Origin of the sequence: Pseudomonas sp. Pc102, from assembly GCF_018408275.1 — a bacterium.
In the GTDB taxonomy this organism is placed as follows: Bacteria; Pseudomonadota; Gammaproteobacteria; order Pseudomonadales; family Pseudomonadaceae; genus Metapseudomonas; species Metapseudomonas tohonis.
Genome location: NZ_AP021905.1, coordinates 1,662,311 through 1,683,877 on the forward strand (window position 1 = coordinate 1,662,311; position 21,567 = coordinate 1,683,877).

Genomic DNA, 21,567 nt, shown 5'->3' on the forward strand with positions numbered 1-21,567 from the left:
GGCCGTCACTCCTCGCGCAGGGTGTGGATCATGTAGTTGACGTCCACGTCGCTGGCCAGCTTGTAGTGCTTGGTCAGCGGGTTGTAGGTCAGGCCGATGATGTCCTTGACCTGCAGGCCGGCGGCGCGGCTCCAGGCACCCAGTTCGGAGGGGCGGATGAATTTCTTGAAGTCGTGGGTGCCGCGAGGCAGCAGGCCCATGATGTATTCGGCGCCGACGATGGCGAACAGGTAGGCCTTGGGATTGCGGTTGATGGTGGAGAAGAACACCTGGCCGCCCGGCTTGACCAGGGTCTGGCAGGCACGGATCACCGAGGACGGGTCGGGCACGTGCTCGAGCATCTCCAGGCAGGTGACCACGTCGAACTGCCCGGGCATTTCGGCGGCCAGCTCCTCGGCGGTGATGCGGCGGTATTCCACCGGTACGCCGGATTCCAGCTGGTGCAGGCGGGCCACGGCCAGGGGGGCTTCGCCCATGTCGATGCCGGTGACCTTGGCGCCGCGCTGGGCCATGGCTTCGCTGAGAATGCCGCCGCCGCAACCGACGTCCAGCACCGTCTTGCCGGCGAGGCGGGCGCGCTCGTCGATCCAGTTGACCCGCAGGGGGTTGATGTCGTGCAGCGGTTTGAATTCGCTTTCGCGGTCCCACCAGCGGTGGGCGAGGGCCTCGAATTTGGCGATTTCGGCGTGGTCGACGTTGCTCATGGAGACACCTTTTCCATCAATCAGAATTCAGTGGCCGGCGATCCGCTCGCCCCAGGCTTGCGCGGTGGCGATCAGGCGGTCTTCGTCCTGGCGGGTGAGGCGGCCTGCATCGAGCAGGGCCTTGCCGTCGACCCACACGTGCCGGACGCGATCGCGACCGGTGGCATAGATAAGTTGCGAAACCGGGTCGTACACCGGTTGCTGGGCCAGCCCGGTGAGGTCGAAGGCGACCATGTCGGCGGCCTTGCCGATCTCCAGCGAGCCGGTGTCCTGTTCCATTCCCAGCGCCCGTGCACCATTGAGCGTAGCCATGCGCAGCGCGCGATGGGCGTCCAGCGCGGTGGCGGAGCCGGCGACCGCCTTGGCCAGCATGGCGGCGGTGCGGGTTTCCCCCAGCAGGTCGAGGTCGTTGTTGCTGGCGGCGCCATCGGTGCCGACCGCGACATTGACCCCGGCGAGCCACAGGCGCTCCACCGGGCAGAAGCCGCTGGCGAGCTTTAGGTTGGATTCGGGGCAGTGGATGACGCTGGTGTTGCTTTCTACCAGCAGTGCCAGGTCGTCATCGCTGATCTGGGTCATGTGCACGGCCTGGAAGCGCGGGCCGAGCAGGCCGAGGCGGGCGAGGCGGGCCATGGGGCGTTCGCCGCGCTGTTCCAGGCTCTGCTGGACCTCGAAGGCCGTCTCCTGGACGTGCATGTGGATGCCGGCGTCCAGTTCCTCGGCGAGCATGCGGATGTTCTCCAGCTTGTCGTCGCTGACCGTGTAGGGCGCGTGGGGGCCGAAGGCGACCTTGATGCGCGGGTGGTGCTTGAGGTCGCTGAACAGCTCCAGGCCATGGCGGATGGCCTCGGCGGCGTCGAGGGCGCCGGGGATCGGGAAGTCGATGACGGGGATGGTGATCTGCGCCTTCACGCCACATCCGTGCACCGCTTCGCTGGCGATGGCGGGGTAGAAGTACATCTCGGAGAACGTGGTGATGCCGCCCTTGATCTGTTCGGCGATGGCCAGTTCGGTGCCGTCGCGGACGAAGGCTTCGTCGACCCACTTGGCCTCGGCCGGCCAGATGTGCTGTTCCAGCCAGGTCATCAGGGGCAGGTCGTCGGCCATGCCGCGGAACAGCGACATCGCGGCGTGCCCGTGGGCGTTGACCAGGCCGGGTGACAGCAGCATGCCGGGCAACTCGCGTACCTCGGCGGCCGGCCAGCGCAGCGCCTCCTCGCGCTTGGCGATCAGCGCGATCCGACCGTCGCGGACGCCCAGGGCATGGTCGCGGAGGACGACGCCCGCCGGTTCCACGGGGACGATCCAGGTCGGCAGCAGGAGCAGGTCGAGCGGGGCTTTGGCGTCGGGCATGGTGGCGCATCCTGGGCGCAGGAAAATATCGCGGCAGTATACCCGAGCCAGACGGGCGCTGGATCGCTATAATCCGCGGTTTTTCCGCGGGTTTATTGGTGGCGAGGTGTTCCATGCGTGAGCAACTGTTGGCAGCCGAGAAGGTGATCGCCATCGACTGGCGGGACGGGGTCCTGCGTCTGCTCGACCAGCGCCTCCTGCCCCAGGAGGAAACCTGGCTGGAATACGGCACCGCGGCCGGTGTCGCGGAGGCGATCCGCCTGATGGTGGTGCGCGGTGCGCCGGCCATCGGCATCAGTGCCGCCTACGGGCTGGTGCTGGGTGCGCGCGCGCGGCTGGCGGCGGGCGGTGACTGGCGTGAAGCCCTCGAGGAGGACTTCAGTGTGCTGGCCGATTCGCGGCCCACGGCGGTCAACCTGTTCTGGGCGCTCAACCGCATGCGCGAGCGCCTGGATCGGCTGAAGGAGGGCGAGGAGCCGCTGCAGGCGCTGGAGGCGGAAGCCATCGCCATCCATGAAAGCGACCGCGAAGCCAACCTGACCATGGCCCAGCTGGGCATGGAGCTGATCCGCAAGCACCAGGGCAATCCCCAGGCGCTGCTGACCCACTGCAACACCGGCGCCCTGGCCACGGGGGGCTTCGGCACCGCGCTCGGGGTGATCCGTGCGGCCCATCTGGATGGGCTGGTGGAGCGGGTCTACGCCGACGAAACGCGCCCCTGGCTGCAGGGCGCTCGCCTCACGGCCTGGGAGCTGGCGAACGAAGGCGTGCCGGTGAGCCTCAACGCCGACGCGGCGGCGGCCCATCTGATGAAGACGGCCGGCATTACCTGGGTGATAGTCGGGGCCGACCGCATCACCGCCAATGGCGATGTGGCCAACAAGATCGGTACCTACCAGCTGGCGGTCTGCGCCATGCACCATGGCGTGCGTTTCATGGTCGTGGCGCCGAGCTCGACCATCGACATGGCGCTGGAGAGCGGTGACGACATCCCCATCGAGGAGCGTGACGGGCGCGAGTTGCTCGAGTTGGGCGGCAGGCGCGTGGCGGCTGATGTGCATGCGGTGAACCCGGTGTTCGACGTGACCCCGGCCGACCTGATCGACGCGATCGTGACCGAGAAGGGGGTTGTCGAGCGTCCCGATACCGCCAAGCTGGCCCAGTTGATGTGCCGCAAGCGCCTCCATTGAGGCTGAGGCCTGCGCCCGGCGGGGCTGGGTGCAGGGCGGTGACTATGGTAAGCTCCGGCAGTTATCGAGCCTCCCTTTGCAAGGTCGGCATTCCGTGCGGATCCGTGGCTTAACTCGTTGATTTGTCGTGAGTCGTGCTGGCGCTGCCAGGCGACGAGCCCTGCGTCATCCAGGATGGATGTGTCGGGCTTCACTAGAAAAAGGAATCAGGCTTCTCATGGGCGAACTGGCCAAAGAAATCCTCCCGGTCAATATCGAAGACGAGCTGAAACAGTCCTACCTCGACTACGCGATGAGCGTGATCGTCGGGCGCGCCCTGCCGGATGCGCGCGACGGTCTGAAACCGGTTCACCGTCGCGTGCTGTTCGCCATGAGCGAACTGGGCAACGACTGGAACAAGCCGTACAAGAAATCCGCCCGTGTGGTCGGTGACGTGATCGGTAAGTACCACCCCCACGGCGACACCGCCGTGTACGACACCATCGTGCGCATGGCCCAGCCCTTCTCCCTGCGCTACATGCTGGTCGACGGCCAGGGCAACTTCGGTTCGGTGGACGGCGACAACGCCGCGGCCATGCGATACACCGAAGTGCGCATGTCCAAGCTGGCCCACGAGCTGCTGGCCGACCTGGACAAGGAAACCGTCGACTGGGTGCCCAACTACGACGGCACCGAGCAGATCCCGGCGGTCATGCCGACCAAGATCCCCAACCTGCTGGTCAACGGTTCCAGCGGTATCGCCGTGGGCATGGCCACCAACATCCCGCCGCACAACCTCTCCGAGGTCATCGACGGCTGCCTGGCGCTGATGGACAACAGCGAGCTGACCGTCGATGAGCTGATGCAGTACATCCCCGGTCCGGACTTCCCGACCGCAGGGATCATCAACGGCCGTGCCGGCATCATCGAGGCCTACCGCACCGGTCGTGGCCGCATCTATATACGTGCCCGCGCCGAAATCGAGGACATGGAGAAGGGCGGCAACCGCCAGCAGATCATCGTCACCGAGCTGCCCTACCAGCTGAACAAGGCGCGTCTGATCGAGAAGATCGCCGAGCTGGTCAAGGAGAAGAAGCTCGAGGGCATCACCGAGCTGCGCGACGAGTCCGACAAGGACGGCATGCGCGTGGTGATCGAGCTGCGTCGCGGCGAAGTCGGCGAGGTGGTGCTCAACAACCTCTACGCCCAGACCCAGATGCAGAGCGTGTTCGGTATCAACGTCGTGGCCCTGGTGGATGGCCAGCCACGCACGCTGAACCTCAAGGACATGCTCGAGGTGTTCATCCGTCACCGTCGCGAAGTGGTGACCCGCCGTACCGTCTTCGAGCTGCGCAAGGCGCGCGAGCGCGGCCATATCCTCGAAGGCCAGGCCGTCGCCCTGTCGAACATCGACCCGGTGATCGAGCTGATCAAGAATTCGCCGACTCCCGCCGAGGCCAAGGAGCGCCTGATCGCCACCGCGTGGGCGTCCTCCGCCGTGGAAGCGATGGTCGAGCGCGCCGGTGCCGACTCCTGCCGTCCGGAAGACCTGGCCCCGCAATACGGCCTGCGTGACGGCAAGTACTACCTGTCGCCGGAACAGGCCCAGGCCATCCTGGAGCTGCGCCTGCACCGCCTGACCGGCCTGGAGCACGAGAAGCTCCTGTCCGAGTACCAGGAAATCCTGACCCTGATCGGCGAGCTGATCCGCATCCTGACCAGTCCCGAGCGCCTGATGGAAGTCATTCGCGAGGAGCTGGAGAAGGTCAAGGCCGAGTTCGGCGACGCCCGCCGTACCGAGATCGTCGCGTCCCAGGTGGACCTGACCATCGCCGACCTGATCACCGAAGAAGAGCGCGTCGTCACCATTTCCCATGGCGGCTACGCCAAGTCCCAGCCGCTGGCCGCCTACCAGGCCCAGCGCCGCGGCGGTCGCGGCAAGTCCGCTACCGGCGTGAAGGACGAGGACTACATCGAGCACCTGCTGGTCGCCAACAGCCATGCCACGCTGCTGCTGTTCTCCAGCAAGGGCAAGGTGTACTGGCTGAAGACCTTCGAAATCCCGGAAGCCTCGCGCACCGCGCGTGGCCGCCCGCTTGTGAACCTGTTGCCGCTGGACGAGGGCGAGCGCATCACCGCGATGCTGCAGATCGACCTGGAAGCGCTGCAGCGCGAAGCCGGTGACGAGGATGATCTCGAGGACGCCGAGGGCGCCGTGCTCGAAGGCGAAGTGGTGGAGCCGGAAGTCGAAGAAGTCGAAGGCGACACCCCTGAGCTGGTGGCCGAGCCCACCGGTGCCTATATCTTCATGGCCACTGCCTTCGGCACCGTCAAGAAGACCCCGCTGGTGCAGTTCAGCAAGCCGCGTTCCAGTGGCCTGATCGCCCTGCGCCTGGACGAGGGCGACACCCTGATCGCCGCCGCCATCACCGACGGCGCCAAGGAAGTCATGCTGTTCTCCAGCGCCGGCAAGGTGATCCGCTTCGCCGAGAGCATGGTGCGCATCATGGGCCGTACCGCCCGCGGCGTGCGTGGCATGCGCCTGGGCAAGGAGCAGCAACTGATCTCCATGCTGATCCCCGAATCCGGCGCGCAGATCCTCACCGCATCGGAGCGTGGCTTCGGCAAGCGCACCGGCCTTGGCAAGTTCCCGCGCCGCGGTCGTGGCGGCCAGGGCGTGATCGCCATGGTCATCAACGAGCGTAACGGCAAGCTGGTCGGCGCCATCCAGGTGCAGGACGGCGAGGAGATCATGCTGATCTCCGACCAGGGCACCCTGGTGCGTACCCGTGTCGACGAAGTCTCCAGTTCCGGCCGCAACACCCAGGGCGTGACCCTGATCAAGCTGGCCAAGGACGAGACCCTGGTCGGCCTGGAGCGCGTGCAGGAGCCGTCCGGTGTTGACGAGGACGACGAGCTGGAAGACGGCGAAGTGACGGCCGATGCCGTCGCCGAAGTCCAGGCGGACGATGTCCAGCAGGACGACGCGCAACCGGCGGGTGACGAGTAACACGCTGCAGAGCGGGCGGGTCCTAGCCGGCCTGTCCACTCGGTAGAAGACCATCAGCGGGGGCACAGGTGCCCCCGCGCTACCCAGTGAGAGTGGATGTGAGCAAGCGAGCCTTTAACTTCTGCGCCGGCCCGGCCGCGCTTCCGGAAGCCGTCCTGCAACGCGCCCAGGCGGAACTCCTCGATTGGCAAGGCAAGGGCCTTTCCGTCATGGAAATGAGCCATCGCAGTGACGACTACGTCGCCATCGCCGAAAAGGCCGAACAGGACCTGCGCGACCTGCTCTCCATCCCCTCCAACTACAAGGTGCTGTTCCTCCAGGGCGGTGCCAGCCAGCAGTTCGCCGAGATCCCGCTGAACCTGCTCCCGGAAAACGGCGTGGCCGACTACGTCGAGACCGGCATCTGGTCGAAGAAGAGCATCGAGGAGGCGGCACGCTACGGCCGCGTCAACGTCGCGGCCAGTGCCAAGGGCCTGGACTACTTCGCCATCCCTGGCCAGAACGACTGGAAGCTGAGTGCGGATGCCGCCTACCTGCACTACGCCTCCAACGAGACCATCGGCGGCCTGCAGTTCGACTGGATCCCCGAGACCGGTGACGTACCGCTGGTGGTGGACATGTCTTCGGACATCCTTTCCCGTCCGCTCGATGTGTCCCGCTTCGGCCTGATCTATGCCGGCGCGCAGAAGAACATCGGCCCGAGCGGCCTGGTGGTCGTCATCGTCCGCGAAGACCTGCTGGGCCGTGCCCGCTCATCCTGCCCGACCATGCTCAACTACAAGGTCGCGGCGGATAACGGCTCCATGTACAACACCCCGGCCACCTTCTCCTGGTACCTCTCGGGCCTGGTGTTCGAGTGGCTGAAGGAGCAGGGCGGCGTCGAAGCCATGGAGCAGCGCAACCGCGCGAAGAAGGAGCTGCTCTACGGCTACATCGACAAGAGCGACTTCTATACCAACCCCATCGCGGTGAATGCGCGGTCCTGGATGAACGTTCCGTTCCGCCTCGCCGACGAGCGCCTGGACAAGGACTTCCTCGCTGGCGCCGACGCCCGTGGCCTGCTCAACCTCAAGGGCCACCGTTCGGTGGGAGGCATGCGTGCCTCCATCTACAACGCGGTCGGCCTGGATGCAGTCGAGGCCCTGGTGGCCTATATGGCGGAGTTCGAAAAGGAGCGCGCCTGATGTCCGAACAGGAATTGAAGGCCCTGCGCCTGCGCATCGACAGCCTCGACGAGAAGATCCTCGAACTGATCAGTGATCGCGCCCGCTGCGCCCAGGACGTCGCTCGCGTGAAGATGGCGGCCCTGCCGGAAGGCGAGAAGCCGGTCTTCTATCGCCCCGAGCGCGAAGCCTGGGTGCTCAAGCACATCATGGAACGCAACAAGGGGCCGCTGGACAACGAGGAGATGGCGCGGCTGTTCCGCGAAATCATGTCGTCCTGCCTCGCGCTGGAGCAACCGCTCAAGGTCGCGTACCTGGGGCCCGAGGGCACGTTCACCCAGGCCGCTGCGATGAAGCATTTCGGCCACGCCGTGATCAGCACCCCGATGGCCGCCATCGACGAGGTGTTCCGCGAGGTGGCGGCCGGTGCGGTCAATTTCGGCGTGGTGCCGGTGGAGAACTCCACCGAGGGTGCGGTCAACCACACCCTGGACAGCTTCCTCGAGCACGACATGGTCATCTGCGGCGAGGTGGAGCTGCGTATCCACCATCACCTGCTGGTGGGCGATACCACCAAGACCGACAACATCACCCGCATCTATTCCCACGCCCAGTCCCTGGCCCAGTGCCGCAAGTGGCTGGACGCGCACTACCCGAACGTCGAGCGCGTCGCTGTCTCCAGCAATGCGGATGCCGCCAAGCGGGTGAAGAGCGAGTGGAACTCCGCCGCCATCGCCGGCGACATGGCGGCCAGTCTCTACGGGCTGACCAAGCTCTGCGAGAAGATCGAGGACCGCCCGGACAACTCCACGCGCTTCCTCATCATCGGCAGCCAGGAAGTACCGCCTACCGGCGACGACAAGACCTCGGTCATCGTCTCCATGCGCAACAAGCCTGGCGCGCTGCACGAGCTTCTGGTGCCCTTCCACACCAACGGCATCGACCTGACCCGCATCGAGACCCGCCCGTCCCGCAGTGGCAAATGGACCTACGTGTTCTTCATCGACTTCGTCGGCCATCACCGTGACCCGCTGATCAAGGACGTGCTGGAGAAGATCAACCAGGAGGCCGTGGCGCTGAAGGTGCTGGGGTCCTACCCGAAAGCGGTTCTCTGAACCCAAGAGATTTCCAAGGAGCGCCCATGAGCTGCGACTTCCTCGCCCTGGCACAGCCGGGCGTGCAGAAACTTTCGCCCTACGTACCCGGCAAGCCGGTGGACGAGCTGGCCCGTGAGCTGAACCTCGACCCGGCCGGCATCGTCAAGCTGGCCAGCAACGAGAACCCGCTGGGCCCGAGCCCCAGGGTTCTCGAGGCCATCCGTGCCGAGCTGGCCGATCTCACCCGCTACCCGGATGGCAATGGCTTCGAGCTCAAGCGCCGCCTGGCCGAGCGCTATGACGTCCAGCCGGACCAGGTGACCCTCGGCAATGGCTCCAACGACATCCTCGAACTGGTCGGTCGCGCCTACCTGGCCCCGGGCCTGAACGCGGTGTTCAGCCAGCACGCGTTCGCCGTGTACCCCATCGTCACCCAGGCTGTCGGGGCCACCGCCAAGGTCGTGCCGGCCAAGGACTGGGGGCATGACCTGCCGGCGATGCTGGCGGCCATCGACGAGCAGACCCGCGTGGTCTTCGTCGCCAACCCGAACAACCCGACCGGCACCTGGTTCGGTCCGCAGGCGCTGGAAGAATTCCTCGCCAAGGTCCCGGAGACCGTGCTGGTGGTGCTGGATGAGGCCTATATCGAATACGCGTCGGGTGGCGAGCTGCCCGACGGCCTCGACTACCTGTCGCGCCACCTGAACCTGCTGGTTTCCCGCACCTTCTCCAAGGCCTTCGGCCTGGCGGCGCTGCGGGTCGGCTACGGGATTTCGTCCGCTCGTGTCGCCGATGTCCTGAACCGCGTGCGCCAGCCGTTCAACGTCAACAGCCTGGCCCTGGCCGCCGCCTGCGCCGCGCTGGCGGACGCCGACTACCTGGCCGAGAGCCGTCGCCTCAATGACGCTGGCATGGCGCAGCTGGAAGCGGGTTGCCGCGCGCTGGGCCTGGGCTGGATTCCGTCTCGTGGCAACTTCATCGCCATCGATTTCGGTCGCGATACGACGGGCATCAACCAGGCCTTGCTGGCGGCAGGCGTGATCGTGCGCCCGGTCGCGGGCTACGGCATGCCGAACTTCCTGCGCGTCTCCATCGGTCTGCCCGAGGAGAACCAGCGCTTCCTCGACGTCCTGGGGCAGGTGCTTGCCCGTGGCTGATGTCATGCCGCTGCAACAGCGCTCTCCTAAGCTCGGGCGCCTCGTGGTGATCGGGCTCGGCCTGATCGGCGGCTCCTTTGCCAAGGGGCTGCGGGAAAAGGGGGCGTTCGATGAAGTGGTGGGTGTCGATCTGGACGCCGAGTCGCGCCGCCTGGCCGTGGAGCTGGGCGTGGTCGACCGTTGCGAGACCGATCTCGCCGCCGCCTGTCAGGGGGCGGCGGTGATCCAGCTGGCCGTGCCTATCCTGGCCATGGAGCGATTGCTGGCTGAGCTGGCGAAGCTCGATCTTGGCGATGTCGTGCTCACCGATGTCGGCAGCGCCAAGGGGAATGTGGTGCGTGCCGCGCGCCTGGCCTTCGATGGCATGCCGGCTCGCTTCGTCCCCGGTCATCCTATTGCAGGGTCCGAGCAGAGCGGGGTGGAGGCGGCCAATGGCGCTCTCTTTAGTCGCCACAAGGTGATCCTGACGCCTCAGGAGTCCACTGACGGCGAGGCGCTGGCCTTGGTCGACAGGCTCTGGCGCGAGTTGGGGGCCGATGTCGAGCACATGCAGGTCGAGCACCATGACGAGGTGCTTGCGGCGACCAGCCACCTGCCGCACCTGCTGGCTTTCGGGCTGGTCGACTCGCTTGCCAAGCGCAGTGAGAACCTGGAGATATTCCGCTACGCCGCTGGTGGCTTCCGTGATTTCACGCGGATCGCCGGTAGCGATCCGGTCATGTGGCACGACATCTTCCTCGCCAATCGCGAGGCCGTGCTGCGGGTGCTGGACGCATTTCGTGGCGACCTCGACGCCTTGCGCGACGCGGTCGACGCAGGGGATGGGCATCAACTGCTGGGCGTGTTCACCCGCGCCCGCGTCGCCCGCGAACATTTCAGTAAAATCCTGGCCCGCAGGGCCTATGTGGACGCCATGCACAATAACGACCTGATTTACCTGGCCCAGCCGGGTGGCCGCCTTTCCGGGCGTATCCGCGTTCCGGGCGACAAGTCCATTTCCCATCGTTCGATCATGCTCGGCTCCCTGGCCGAGGGCACGACCGAGGTGGAAGGTTTCCTCGAGGGTGAGGACGCCCTGGCGACCCTGCAGGCTTTCCGCGACATGGGGGTGGTCATCGAAGGCCCCCACCATGGTCGCGTGACCATCCACGGCGTTGGCCTGCATGGCCTGAAGCCGCCGCCCGGGCCGCTGTACCTGGGCAACTCCGGTACCTCCATGCGCCTGCTCAGCGGGCTGCTCGCTGCCCAGCCGTTCGACACCACCCTGACCGGTGACGCTTCGCTTTCCAAGCGCCCGATGAATCGTGTGGCCAAGCCGTTGCGCGAGATGGGGGCGGTGATCGAGACCGCTCCGGAAGGTCGCCCGCCGATGACCATCCGTGGTGGCCAGCGCCTCACCGGCATGAGCTACGAGATGCCGATGGCCAGCGCCCAAGTCAAATCCTGCCTGTTGCTCGCCGGCCTCTACGCCGCGGGCGAAACCTCGGTGACCGAGCCGGCTCCGACCCGCGACCATACCGAGCGTATGCTGCAGGGCTTCGGCTATCCGGTTGCCGTCGATGGCAGCACGGCGACCGTCGAGAGCGGCCACAAGCTGTCCGCCACCCATATCGAAGTGCCGGCGGACATCTCTTCCGCAGCCTTCTTCCTGGTGGCAGCGAGCATCGCCGAGGGTTCCGAGCTGCTGCTGGAGCACGTGGGTATCAACCCGACCCGTACCGGCGTGATCGATATCCTCAAGCTGATGGGCGCCGATATCACCCTGGAGAACCCGCGTGAAGTCGGTGGCGAGCCGGTGGCGGATATCCGCGTGCGCGCGGCGAAGCTCAAGGGCATCGATATCCCCGAAGACCTGGTTCCGCTGGCCATCGACGAGTTCCCGGTGCTGTTCGTCGCTGCCGCCTGCGCCGAAGGGCGCACCGTCCTGCGTGGCGCGGAAGAGCTGCGGGTCAAGGAGTCGGACCGCATCCAGGTGATGGCCGACGGGCTGGTAGCGCTGGGCGTGAAGGCCGAGCCGACCCCGGACGGCATCATCATCGACGGCGGTGCGTTCGGCGGTGGTGAGGTGTGGAGCCATGGCGACCATCGCATCGCCATGTCCTTCAGCGTCGCTTCGCTGCGTGCCGGCGGTGCGATCCGTATCCACGATTGCGCCAACGTCGCGACCTCCTTCCCGAACTTCCTCGGGCTGGCGGCGCAGGTCGGCATCCAAGTCGCCGAAGAGGGCAAGTGATGAGTACTGCAGCGCCGGTCATCGCCATCGACGGCCCGGGTGGCTCGGGCAAGGGCACGGTCGCGGGCCTGCTGGCCAAGCGTCTTGGCTGGAACCTGCTGGATTCCGGTGCGCTGTATCGGCTGCTGGCCTTCGCGGCGCGTAACCATGGCGTCGACCTGACCAACGAGGAGTCGCTGAAAGTCCTGGCGGCCCATCTCGATGTGCAGTTCCTCTCCAATGCGGGTGGCGTCCAGCGGATCATCCTCGAGGGTGAGGATGTTTCCGATGTCATCCGCACCGAGACGGTAGGGGCGGGCGCCTCGCAGGTCGCTGCCCTGCCGGCGGTGCGCGATGCGTTGCTGCAGCGTCAGCGTGCCTTCCAGGAGGCGCCCGGGCTGGTTGCTGATGGTCGGGACATGGGGACGGTGGTCTTTCCGGATGCACCGCTGAAGATCTTCCTCACCGCTACCGCGGAGGAGCGTGCACGTCGGCGCTATCTGCAGTTGAAGGGCAAGGGCATGGAGGTCGAGATGGCCTCCCTGCTGACCGAGATCATCGAGCGTGACGAGCGCGACACCCAGCGTTCCGTTGCGCCGCTGAAGCCCGCGACGGATGCCCTGATTCTCGACTCCACCCACCTGAGCATCGACGAAGTGCTGGAGCGCATTCTCGAAGCCTTTGCCGCGCTGGGGCTGGATGACTGATCGCGGCCGCATTCCAGCGACGTCGCGCTCCCTGGGCGCGGCGCTTCTGTTTTTCCGAGTCGGCTCCGTCGGGCGGATCTGCCCGGAGTGCTGGGTCGGGGCAATTGACGGCCGCTAGCCCCATTGCTAACATTCCAGCCCTTATGTCGGCGTGATTTCTCTAATGGGAGTGTCACGTCGGTTCTGATTCCGAAAGGAAGTGCCTCATTGCCGGTCATCCGACTGGGCGTGGTGCCACAGGGGTGGAACGGGATACCAGTTGACGTCCTCTCCACCTTTAATCACTGACTTGACCGCATTTGCTGGTAGTGCGGAATAGGGCCTTTAGTGGCCTTTGACTACAGGTATGATCATGAGCGAAAGCTTCGCAGAACTTTTTGAAGAAAGCCTGAAATCCCTCGACATGCAGCCGGGTGCCATCATCACCGGCATCGTGGTCGACATCGACGGTGACTGGGTCACCGTGCATGCTGGCCTCAAGTCCGAGGGCGTCATCCCGGTCGAGCAGTTCTACAACGAACAGGGCGAGCTGACCATCAGCGTGGGTGACGAAGTTCACGTTGCGCTGGACGCGGTAGAAGATGGCTTCGGTGAAACCAAGCTGTCCCGCGAGAAAGCCAAGCGCGCCGAGTGCTGGATTGTTCTGGAAGCTGCTTTCGCTGCTGAAGAAGTGGTCAAGGGCGTTATCAACGGCAAGGTCAAAGGCGGTTTCACCGTCGACGTCAGCGGCATCCGCGCGTTCCTGCCGGGCTCCCTGGTGGATGTGCGCCCCGTGCGCGACACCACTCACCTGGAAGGCAAAGAGCTCGAGTTCAAAGTCATCAAGCTCGACCAGAAGCGCAACAACGTTGTCGTTTCTCGCCGCAGCGTCCTGGAAGCCGAGAACAGCGCCGAGCGCGAAGCTCTGCTGGAATCCCTGCAGGAAGGCCAGCAAGTCAAAGGTATCGTCAAGAACCTCACCGACTACGGCGCATTCGTTGACCTGGGCGGCGTAGACGGCCTGCTGCACATCACCGACATGGCTTGGAAGCGCATCAAGCACCCGTCCGAGATCGTCAACGTTGGCGATGAGATCGACGTCAAGGTGCTGAAGTTCGACCGCGAGCGCAACCGCGTCTCCCTGGGTCTGAAGCAACTGGGCGAAGATCCGTGGGTTGCCATCAAGGCTCGCTACCCGGAAGGCACCCGCGTAACCGCGCGCGTTACCAACCTGACCGACTACGGCTGCTTCGCAGAGCTGGAAGAGGGCGTGGAAGGTCTGGTGCACGTTTCCGAGATGGATTGGACCAACAAGAACATCCACCCGTCCAAAGTCGTTCAGGTTGGCGACGAAGTGGAAGTTCAGGTTCTCGACATCGACGAAGAGCGTCGTCGTATCTCCCTGGGTATCAAGCAGTGCAAGTCCAACCCGTGGGAAGACTTCTCCGGTCGCTTCAATAAAGGCGATAAGATCTCCGGCACCATCAAGTCGATCACCGATTTCGGTATCTTCATTGGTCTGGAAGGCGGCATCGACGGCCTGGTTCACCTGTCCGATATCTCCTGGAACGAAGTTGGCGAAGAAGCCGTACGTCGCTTCAAGAAGGGCGACGAACTGGATACCGTCATCCTGTCCGTAGATCCGGAGCGCGAGCGCATCTCCCTGGGTATCAAGCAGCTGGAAGACGACCCGTTCTCCAACTACGCCTCCCTGAACGAGAAAGGCACCATCGTGCGCGGTACCGTCAAGGAAGTTGATGCCAAGGGCGCTGTGATCACCTTGGGCGACGATATCGAAGGTATCCTGAAAGCCTCCGAAATCAGCCGTGACCGCGTTGAAGACGCGCGCAACGTGCTGAAGGAAGGCGAAGAAGTCGAAGCCAAGATCATCAGCATCGACCGTAAGAGCCGCGTCATCAGCCTGTCCATCAAGTCGAAAGACGTGGATGACGAGAAAGACGCAATGAAGGAACTGCGCAAGCAGGAATCCGAGAGTACCGGTCCGACCACCATTGGTGATCTGATCCGTGCTCAAATGGAGAGCCAGGGCTAAGTCCTGATTCCCTCATCAAAAAGGGCGGCCTAGGCCGCCCTTTTTGTTGCCCGAGTTTTACCCTTGGTTATTAGGGCTGTTCAAAGCTCCGTGGTCATGCTAAAACCGCGTAGAGCTGATCTAGCCGCTTGATATAGAAGGGAAAACCATGACCAAGTCGGAGTTGATCGAACGAATCGTTACCCACCAGGGCCAGCTTTCCTCGAAAGATGTAGAGCTTGCCATCAAGACCATGCTCGAGCAGATGTCCCAGGCATTGGCCACGGGCGATCGTATCGAGATACGCGGCTTTGGCAGCTTCTCCCTGCATTTTCGTGCGCCTCGCACGGGGCGCAATCCTAAGACCGGCGAGTCTGTTCGTCTGGATGGGAAGTTTGTGCCCCATTTCAAACCGGGCAAGGAATTGCGGGATCGGGTTAACGAGGAGGAGTAATCATTTCCTTTCGCCTGGCTCATTGCGTCCTTTCCAATCCCTCCAGAGCTGCTGCCATCCAGGCTGCATGCGGCTGGTGACAGCCTTGCTGCCCGCAATGGCTATCGGGATTCGCGAATAATTACTAAAATATCGCCCTCTTTCCAACGCCGCCATCTGCAGGCGACTTTAGTTTGGCTTTTGTCGTGCGACCACGAAATTAAAATTTTGGAGTTAATTTGATGTCAGATCAGATTCGTCTGGCTAGTGTCGCTAGATTCAAGGGAAAAGATGCATTGATCGGCATCGTCGGTCTTGGCTACGTAGGCCTGCCGCTGATGCTTCGCTACAACGCGATTGGCTATCGTGTGTTGGGCATCGATATCGACGAATCGAAGGTGGCAAAGCTCAATGCCGGGCAGAGCTATATCGAGCATATTCCGGCGGGGAAGATTGCCCAGGCGCGTGATTCAGGTTTCGAGGCGACGACGGATTTTTCCCGTGTTGGCGAGTGTGATGCGCTGATCCTTTGCGTGCCGACGCCGCTGAACAAATATCGCGAGCCGGACATGAGCTTCGTGATCAACACCACCGACGCGCTCAAGCCGTATCTGCGCGCGGGGCAGGTCGTGTCGCTGGAGAGTACGACCTATCCAGGTACCACTGAAGAAGAACTGCTTCCGCGTGTAGAGGAGGGTGGGCTCAAGGTGGGTGAAAACATCTTCCTGGTGTATTCGCCGGAGCGTGAAGATCCGGGCAACCCCGATTTCGAGACGCGCACCATTCCCAAGGTAATTGGTGGCCATACCCGGATGTGCCTGGAAGTTGGCGTGGCGCTCTATGAGCAGGCGATCGATCGTGTCGTGCCTGTGAGTTCCACCAAGGCGGCAGAGATGACCAAGTTGCTGGAGAACATCCATCGTGCGGTGAACATCGGCCTGGTCAACGAAATGAAGGTCGTGGCCGATCGCATGGGCATTGATATTTTCGAAGTCGTGGATGCGGCGGCGACCAAGCCGTTCGGCTTCACCGCCTACTACCCGGGCCCTGGCCTGGGCGGCCACTGCATCCCGATCGACCCCTTCTACCTGACCTGGAAAGCTCGCGAATATGGTCTTCACACCCGCTTCATTGAACTGTCGGGTGAAGTGAACCGGGCGATGCCGGAATACGTGGTAGGTAAGCTGATGGACGGCCTGAATGATCGTGGCAAGGCCCTCAAGGGCAGCCGCATTCTGGTGCTGGGCATTGCCTACAAGAAGAACGTGGATGACATGCGCGAATCGCCCTCGGTGGAGATCATGGAACTGATCGAAGCCAAGGGTGGCGTCGTGGCCTACAGTGATCCGCACGTTCCTGTCTTCCCGAAGATGCGCGAACACCATTTCGAACTGAGCAGCGAGGCGCTGACGGCGGAGAACCTGGCGTCCTTCGACGCGGTGGTGCTGGCGACCGACCACACTCGTTTCGACTATGAACTGATCCGTGAGCATGCCCGCCTGCTGGTCGATAGCCGGGGCAAGTTCCGTGCGCCGGAAGCCCACATCGTCAAAGCCTGATTTCGTTTTCATGTCGCCCTGGTACGCCGGGGCGCAGCTGTTTGGAGTGGATCCATGAAGCGTTTCGCCCTGGTTGGTGCTGCCGGCTACATCGCGCCGCGGCACATGCGCGCCATCAAGGACACCGGCAATGAGCTGGTAAGCGCCTATGACATCAATGACTCGGTAGGAATCATCGACAGCCTGTCGCCGCAGAGCGAGTTCTTCACCGAGTTCGAACGCTTCTACGACCACGCCTGGTCCCTGAAGCGCCAGCCTGGCCAGGCGCTGGACATCGTCTCGGTATGCAGCCCGAACTACCTGCACCATCCCCATATCAACGCTGGCCTGCGCCTGGGCTGCGATGTGATCTGCGAAAAGCCATTGGTGCCGAGTCCGCATCTGCTGGATGACCTTGCGCTGACCGAGCGCGAGACCGGTCAGCGCCTGTGGAACATCCTGCAACTGCGTCACCACCGGGCGATCATCGACCTGAAGGATCGTGTGCAGAGTGGCAAGGGCGAGCACAAGCACGAAGTAGAGCTGACCTACATCACCTCGCGTGGCAAATGGTACATGGAGAGCTGGAAGGGCGACCCGCGCAAGTCCTTCGGTGTCGCCACCAATATCGGCGTGCACTTCTACGACATGCTGCATTTCATCTTCGGCAAGCTGCAGCGCAACGTCGTGCACTACAGCCACGAACACAAGGCCGCGGGCTATCTCGAGTACGAGAATGCCCGGGTGCGCTGGTTCCTCTCGATCGATGCCAACGACCTGCCGGAGGCCGTGAAAGGCAAGAAGCCGACCTACCGTTCGATCACCGTCGACGGCCAGGAGATCGAGTTCTCCGAAGGCTTCACCGATCTACATACCGTCAGCTACCAGGCAATCCTGGATGGCAAGGGTTATGGCATCGAAGACGCCAGGCATTGTGTTGAGACGGTCGATGTCATCCGCTCGGTCGCCCCGGTTACCGCTCGCGATGGTGAGGGACATCCATTCCTCGCCCGCCTGCTGCGCTGAGGTCGTGATGGCTTATCAGGTACACCCCAGCGCCATCGTCGACGACGGCGCGCAGATCGGCGAAGGCAGTCGCATCTGGCACTTCGTCCACGTATGCGCGGGCGCGAGGATCGGCAAGGGATGCTCCCTGGGACAGAACGTCTTCGTCGGCAACAAGGTGGTGATCGGCGACGATGTGAAGATCCAGAACAACGTCTCGGTTTACGACAATGTCACCCTCGAGGACGGCGTGTTCTGTGGGCCCAGCATGGTGTTCACCAACGTCTACAACCCGCGTTCGCTGATCGAGCGCAAGGCCGAGTACCGCAGCACGCTGGTCGGCAAAGGTGCCACTCTCGGCGCCAATTGCACCATAGTCTGCGGCGTGACCATTGGTGCGTTCGCTTTCGTGGGAGCCGGCGCGGTGGTTAATAAAGACGTGGCGGCCTATGCGCTGGTGGTCGGTGTACCAGGCCGGCAGATTGGTTGGATGAGCGAGTTCGGCGAGCAGTTGCCCCTGCCGCTGGAGGGCGAAGGCGTAGCGCAATGTGAGCACACCGGCGCGCGCTATCGCCTGCAAGGCAAGACGCTGAGCAAGGAACCAGCAGCATGATCGAATTCATTGACCTCAAGACCCAGCAGGCCCGCCTGAAGGAACGCATTGATGCGGGAATCCAGCGGGTGCTCGCACACGGGCAATACATCCTGGGGCCGGAAGTCGCGGAGCTGGAGGAGAGGCTCGCCGCCTTCGTGGGCGTGAAGCATTGCATCAGCGTGGCCAACGGCACCGACGCCTTGCAGATCGCCCTGATGGCACTCGGCGTAGGGCCGGGCGATGAAGTGATCACTCCTGGCTTCACCTACATCGCCACTGCGGAAACTGTTGCGCTACTGGGCGCAAAACCCGTGTATGTGGACATTGATCCACGCACCTACAACCTCGACCCGAGCTTGCTCGAAACCGCTATTACTGCTCGTACCAAGGCGATTATCCCGGTATCGCTGTATGGCCAGTGCGCCGACTTTGATGGAATCAACGCCATTGCCGACAAGCATGGCATCACCGTGATCGAGGATGCCGCGCAGAGCTTTGGTGCGACCTACAAAGGACGGCGCTCCTGCAGCATGAGCCGCATGGCCTGCACCAGCTTCTTCCCGAGCAAGCCGCTGGGCTGCTACGGCGACGGTGGGGCGATGTTCACCGACGACGACGAACTGGCCATCGTGCTGCGCCAGATCGCCCGTCATGGGCAGGATCGTCGTTACCACCACATTCGTGTGGGGGTGAACAGCCGACTGGACACTCTGCAGGCTGCGATCCTGCTGCCCAAGCTGGAGATTTTCGGCGAAGAGCTGGAGCTACGTCAGGCGGTTGCCGGTCGGTATGCTCAGTTGCTGGGTGAGATCGGCCTGGAGGCCCCGTACGTTGAGGCGCATAACAGCAGCGCCTGGGCACAGTACACGGTGCGCGTAAGCAATCGTGACCGTGTGCAGCAGCAATTGAAGGAAGCGGGGATCCCGACGGCCGTGCACTACCCGATCCCGTTGAATCGTCAGCCGGCGGTGGCCGATGAGACGGCACGCCTGCCAATTGGTGACCGTGTGGCCAATGAGGTCATGAGTCTGCCGATGCATCCGTATCTGGATGACGAGGCCTTGAGTCGTATCACGGTTGCGTTGAAGAAAACCTATAAGGTCACTGGTGACTGATGAGGGCGCTTATGCCTTCGTGCCGTGCTTATGGGCTGAAAATGCTTCGCTATCATGAGTATTCAAGGGCAGAGATGCAGTGTTTGCATACGACTGCCTAGGTGTTTAGTCCGATGACATTGCGCAATACACGGGGCGCAATGTTGAATTTTTATTATCGAGACTTTCGGGTCTCAGCAAGCAAGGTTTAGTTGAATGATCACTGGCAAGAAAATCTTCATTACAGGCGGCGCTGGGTTTATTGCCAGCATGCTTATTTCCCGTTTGGCTGAGCAGAACCAGATTGTTGTATATGACAATTACACCCGGAACACGTTGAAGGGTACTGCATACGACAAACATCCCAATGTGCAGCAGATCCAGGGTGATGTACTGGACTATGACGCGCTAAAGTCAGCAATGACCGGCGCTCAGCTGGTGGTGCATGCGGCCGCCATTGCCGGGATCGAGTCGACCGTTCGCAATCCTGTGACGACCATGCGGGTCAACATGATTGGGGCCGCCAATGCAATGCAGGCTGCACAGGAAGTCGGAGGTGTAGAGCGATTTGTCGATTTCTCTACCTCGGAAGTATTCGGCTCGCACGCCTTCAAGGTTGATGAGGGGCAGCAGACCGTTACTGGTGCTGTTGGCGAAGCTCGCTGGACATATGCAGTAAGCAAGCTTGCCGGCGAACATTTGGCGCATGCTTATCACAAGCAATATGGTCTTCCGACTGTCACTGTTCGTCCGTTCAACGTCTATGGTCCAGGGCAGACCGGAGAGGGTGCGCTGTCCATATTCGTGCGCAAAGCGCTCAATAATGAGGATCTTGTCATCTTTGGTGACGGTAGTCAGATTCGCGCCTGGTGCTTCGTTGATGACATGGTCGAAGGCGTTCTCTGCGCGCTTGAGCATCCTAATGCCGTTGGTGAGTCTTTCAACATTGGTAACGCGCGAGCTGTCACCACCATTTACGGGTTGGCTCAAGCCGTTTGCCGCGTTGTGAATAGCTCCTCGAAAATCGTCTTCCGCGATGCGTTGTCTGCTGACATCGAATTGCGCATTCCCAAGATTGGGAAAGCCAAGGACCTGATCGGCTTCGAAGCCAAGGTTGATCTGGAGGAGGGGCTCAAGCGTACCGCCACTTGGGTTGCTGAAAACGAAGCCAGCCTTCCGCAACTTTCTTCCCTGTTCAAGAGCTGAGTATGCTTAAGCTTTCCCAACCCAATATTGATGACGCTGCAATTGCAGCTGTCGTAGAAGTGTTGCGTTCTGGTCAATTGGTTCATGGTCAGGAATGTGAGACTTTCGAGAAAGAGCTTGCTGAGTACCTCGGTTGTGGTGATGTAATTCTTGTGTCATCCGGCACTTCTGCACTTCATGTGGCATTGATGGCTCTTGATATTGGGCAGGGAGATGCTGTCATCGTTCCCGATTTCACATTTCCTGCTACAGCCAATGTCATTGCATTGACAGGAGCCAGGCCCGTTATTGTCGATGTACGACCTGAAACCTATACGCTGGATAGTGACGCCCTTGAGTCCCTTGTTAGTGGCTGGAAAGGTCCGGAGCGTTTGCGCGCAATTATGCCGGTGCATGAGTTTGGATTTCCTGCAGACATGGAGTCGATCAATCGAATCGCGGAGGCTCATGGGTTGGCTGTGATTGAAGATGCGGCCTGTGCCTTGGGGGCAACTTATGCCGGCGGTAAGGCTGGCAACCTGGCTGATATCGGTTGTTTTTCTTTCCATCCCCGAAAAACGCTGACGACCGGGGAGGGGGGAGCTATTGCAACCTGTCATCCTGAATTGGCCGCTCGTATGCGACGGTTACGCAACCATGGCATGGAACGGACTCCATCCGGCATGCAGTTTTTCGAGCCGGCTACAAACTATCGCCTGACCAACTTTCAAGCTGCTCTTGGCCGCCAGCAGTTGCCACATCTTGATGAATGGATCCAGGCCCGTCGTGATTTGGCAAAGGGCTACTTGAGTAACTTGGCTCCGCTTGTGGAGCAAGGATTGTTGACTTGTCCTGTTTGGGATGATGGGCATAGTTGGCAGACCTTTATGGTGGTGCTGAGCCCTTCTTTCGTGCGTAGCGACGTGATAGCTGCATTGCGTGAGCATGGTGTGGAGTCAAATCTCGGGGCTCAGAGCTTGAGTGTGATTGGGATTTATGGCGATCAGACAGGGAATAGCACAGTTGGGCCACAACTGTATGCAAGCGGCTTGGCGCTACCCTTGTTCGAGCAGATGAGTACCGATGATGTGCAGAAGGTCTGCACTGCCTTGAACGCGGTTCTAGGTTGATCAT

17 protein-coding genes are annotated in these 21,567 nt (G+C 62.4%); 15 read left to right on the forward strand and 2 right to left on the reverse strand.

What is annotated here, in order from left to right:
- Positions 1-5: 5 nt before the first annotated feature.
- Entirely contained in the window at positions 6-704 is a 699-nt protein-coding gene (gene ubiG / locus PHLH3_RS07850; protein WP_111259474.1) for a bifunctional 2-polyprenyl-6-hydroxyphenol methylase/3-demethylubiquinol 3-O-methyltransferase UbiG, read from the reverse strand.
- A gap of 27 nt (positions 705-731) precedes the next feature.
- Positions 732-2,057 (reverse strand): TRZ/ATZ family hydrolase, encoded by a 1,326-nt coding sequence (locus PHLH3_RS07855; protein WP_213628805.1) that lies wholly within the window; start codon positions 2,055-2,057, stop codon positions 732-734.
- Between the two features lie 113 nt (positions 2,058-2,170).
- Between PHLH3_RS07855 and mtnA the strand changes: the two genes are divergently transcribed.
- The 15 genes from mtnA to PHLH3_RS07930 all read left to right on the forward strand — a co-directional run bounded on the left by mtnA (position 2,171) and on the right by PHLH3_RS07930 (position 21,563).
- Positions 2,171-3,247 (forward strand): S-methyl-5-thioribose-1-phosphate isomerase, encoded by a 1,077-nt coding sequence (gene mtnA / locus PHLH3_RS07860; RefSeq protein WP_213628806.1) that lies wholly within the window; start codon positions 2,171-2,173, stop codon positions 3,245-3,247.
- A gap of 217 nt (positions 3,248-3,464) precedes the next feature.
- Positions 3,465-6,236, forward strand: a complete 2,772-nt coding sequence (gene gyrA / locus PHLH3_RS07865) for a DNA gyrase subunit A (protein WP_213628807.1) — start codon at positions 3,465-3,467, stop codon at positions 6,234-6,236.
- A gap of 98 nt (positions 6,237-6,334) precedes the next feature.
- Positions 6,335-7,420, forward strand: coding sequence for a 3-phosphoserine/phosphohydroxythreonine transaminase (serC, locus tag PHLH3_RS07870; protein WP_213628808.1), 1,086 nt, complete (start codon positions 6,335-6,337; stop codon positions 7,418-7,420).
- Positions 7,417-8,514, forward strand: a complete 1,098-nt coding sequence (gene pheA, locus PHLH3_RS07875; RefSeq protein ID WP_173177205.1) for a prephenate dehydratase — start codon at positions 7,417-7,419, stop codon at positions 8,512-8,514. The genes serC and pheA overlap by 4 nt, the downstream gene beginning before the upstream one ends.
- A gap of 26 nt (positions 8,515-8,540) precedes the next feature.
- A complete protein-coding gene (gene hisC, locus PHLH3_RS07880; RefSeq protein WP_213628809.1) occupies positions 8,541-9,653 on the forward strand; it encodes a histidinol-phosphate transaminase in 1,113 nt (370 codons plus the stop codon).
- Complete coding sequence (locus PHLH3_RS07885; RefSeq protein ID WP_213628810.1) at positions 9,646-11,886, forward strand: bifunctional prephenate dehydrogenase/3-phosphoshikimate 1-carboxyvinyltransferase; 2,241 nt, start codon at positions 9,646-9,648, stop codon at positions 11,884-11,886. The genes hisC and PHLH3_RS07885 overlap by 8 nt, the downstream gene beginning before the upstream one ends.
- A complete protein-coding gene (cmk, locus tag PHLH3_RS07890; RefSeq protein WP_213628811.1) occupies positions 11,886-12,572 on the forward strand; it encodes a (d)CMP kinase in 687 nt (228 codons plus the stop codon). Before PHLH3_RS07885 ends, cmk begins: the two co-directional genes overlap by 1 nt.
- 352 nt (positions 12,573-12,924) lie before the next feature.
- Positions 12,925-14,604: a 30S ribosomal protein S1 gene (rpsA, locus tag PHLH3_RS07895; protein WP_213628812.1), complete on the forward strand. Its 1,680-nt coding sequence runs from the start codon at positions 12,925-12,927 to the stop codon at positions 14,602-14,604.
- Between the two features lie 148 nt (positions 14,605-14,752).
- Positions 14,753-15,037, forward strand: a complete 285-nt coding sequence (gene ihfB, locus PHLH3_RS07900; protein WP_021221182.1) for an integration host factor subunit beta — start codon at positions 14,753-14,755, stop codon at positions 15,035-15,037.
- A gap of 221 nt (positions 15,038-15,258) precedes the next feature.
- Positions 15,259-16,575, forward strand: coding sequence for a UDP-N-acetyl-D-glucosamine 6-dehydrogenase (wbpA, locus tag PHLH3_RS07905; RefSeq protein WP_213628813.1), 1,317 nt, complete (start codon positions 15,259-15,261; stop codon positions 16,573-16,575).
- A 54-nt stretch (positions 16,576-16,629) separates the two neighbouring features.
- On the forward strand, positions 16,630-17,580 hold the full coding sequence (locus PHLH3_RS07910) for a Gfo/Idh/MocA family oxidoreductase (RefSeq protein ID WP_213628814.1): 951 nt from the start codon (positions 16,630-16,632) through the stop codon (positions 17,578-17,580).
- A gap of 7 nt (positions 17,581-17,587) precedes the next feature.
- Positions 17,588-18,172, forward strand: a complete 585-nt coding sequence (gene wbpD / locus PHLH3_RS07915) for a UDP-2-acetamido-3-amino-2,3-dideoxy-D-glucuronate N-acetyltransferase (protein WP_165671199.1) — start codon at positions 17,588-17,590, stop codon at positions 18,170-18,172.
- Positions 18,169-19,269, forward strand: coding sequence for a DegT/DnrJ/EryC1/StrS family aminotransferase (locus PHLH3_RS07920; RefSeq protein ID WP_213628815.1), 1,101 nt, complete (start codon positions 18,169-18,171; stop codon positions 19,267-19,269). The genes wbpD and PHLH3_RS07920 overlap by 4 nt, the downstream gene beginning before the upstream one ends.
- Before the next feature lie 195 nt (positions 19,270-19,464).
- Positions 19,465-20,454, forward strand: a complete 990-nt coding sequence (locus PHLH3_RS07925; protein WP_213628816.1) for an NAD-dependent epimerase/dehydratase family protein — start codon at positions 19,465-19,467, stop codon at positions 20,452-20,454.
- A gap of 2 nt (positions 20,455-20,456) precedes the next feature.
- The gene (locus tag PHLH3_RS07930) at positions 20,457-21,563 is read left to right on the forward strand and encodes a DegT/DnrJ/EryC1/StrS family aminotransferase (protein WP_213628817.1); all 1,107 of its coding nucleotides are present in this window, start codon (positions 20,457-20,459) and stop codon (positions 21,561-21,563) included.
- The last annotated feature ends 4 nt before the right edge of the window (positions 21,564-21,567 follow it).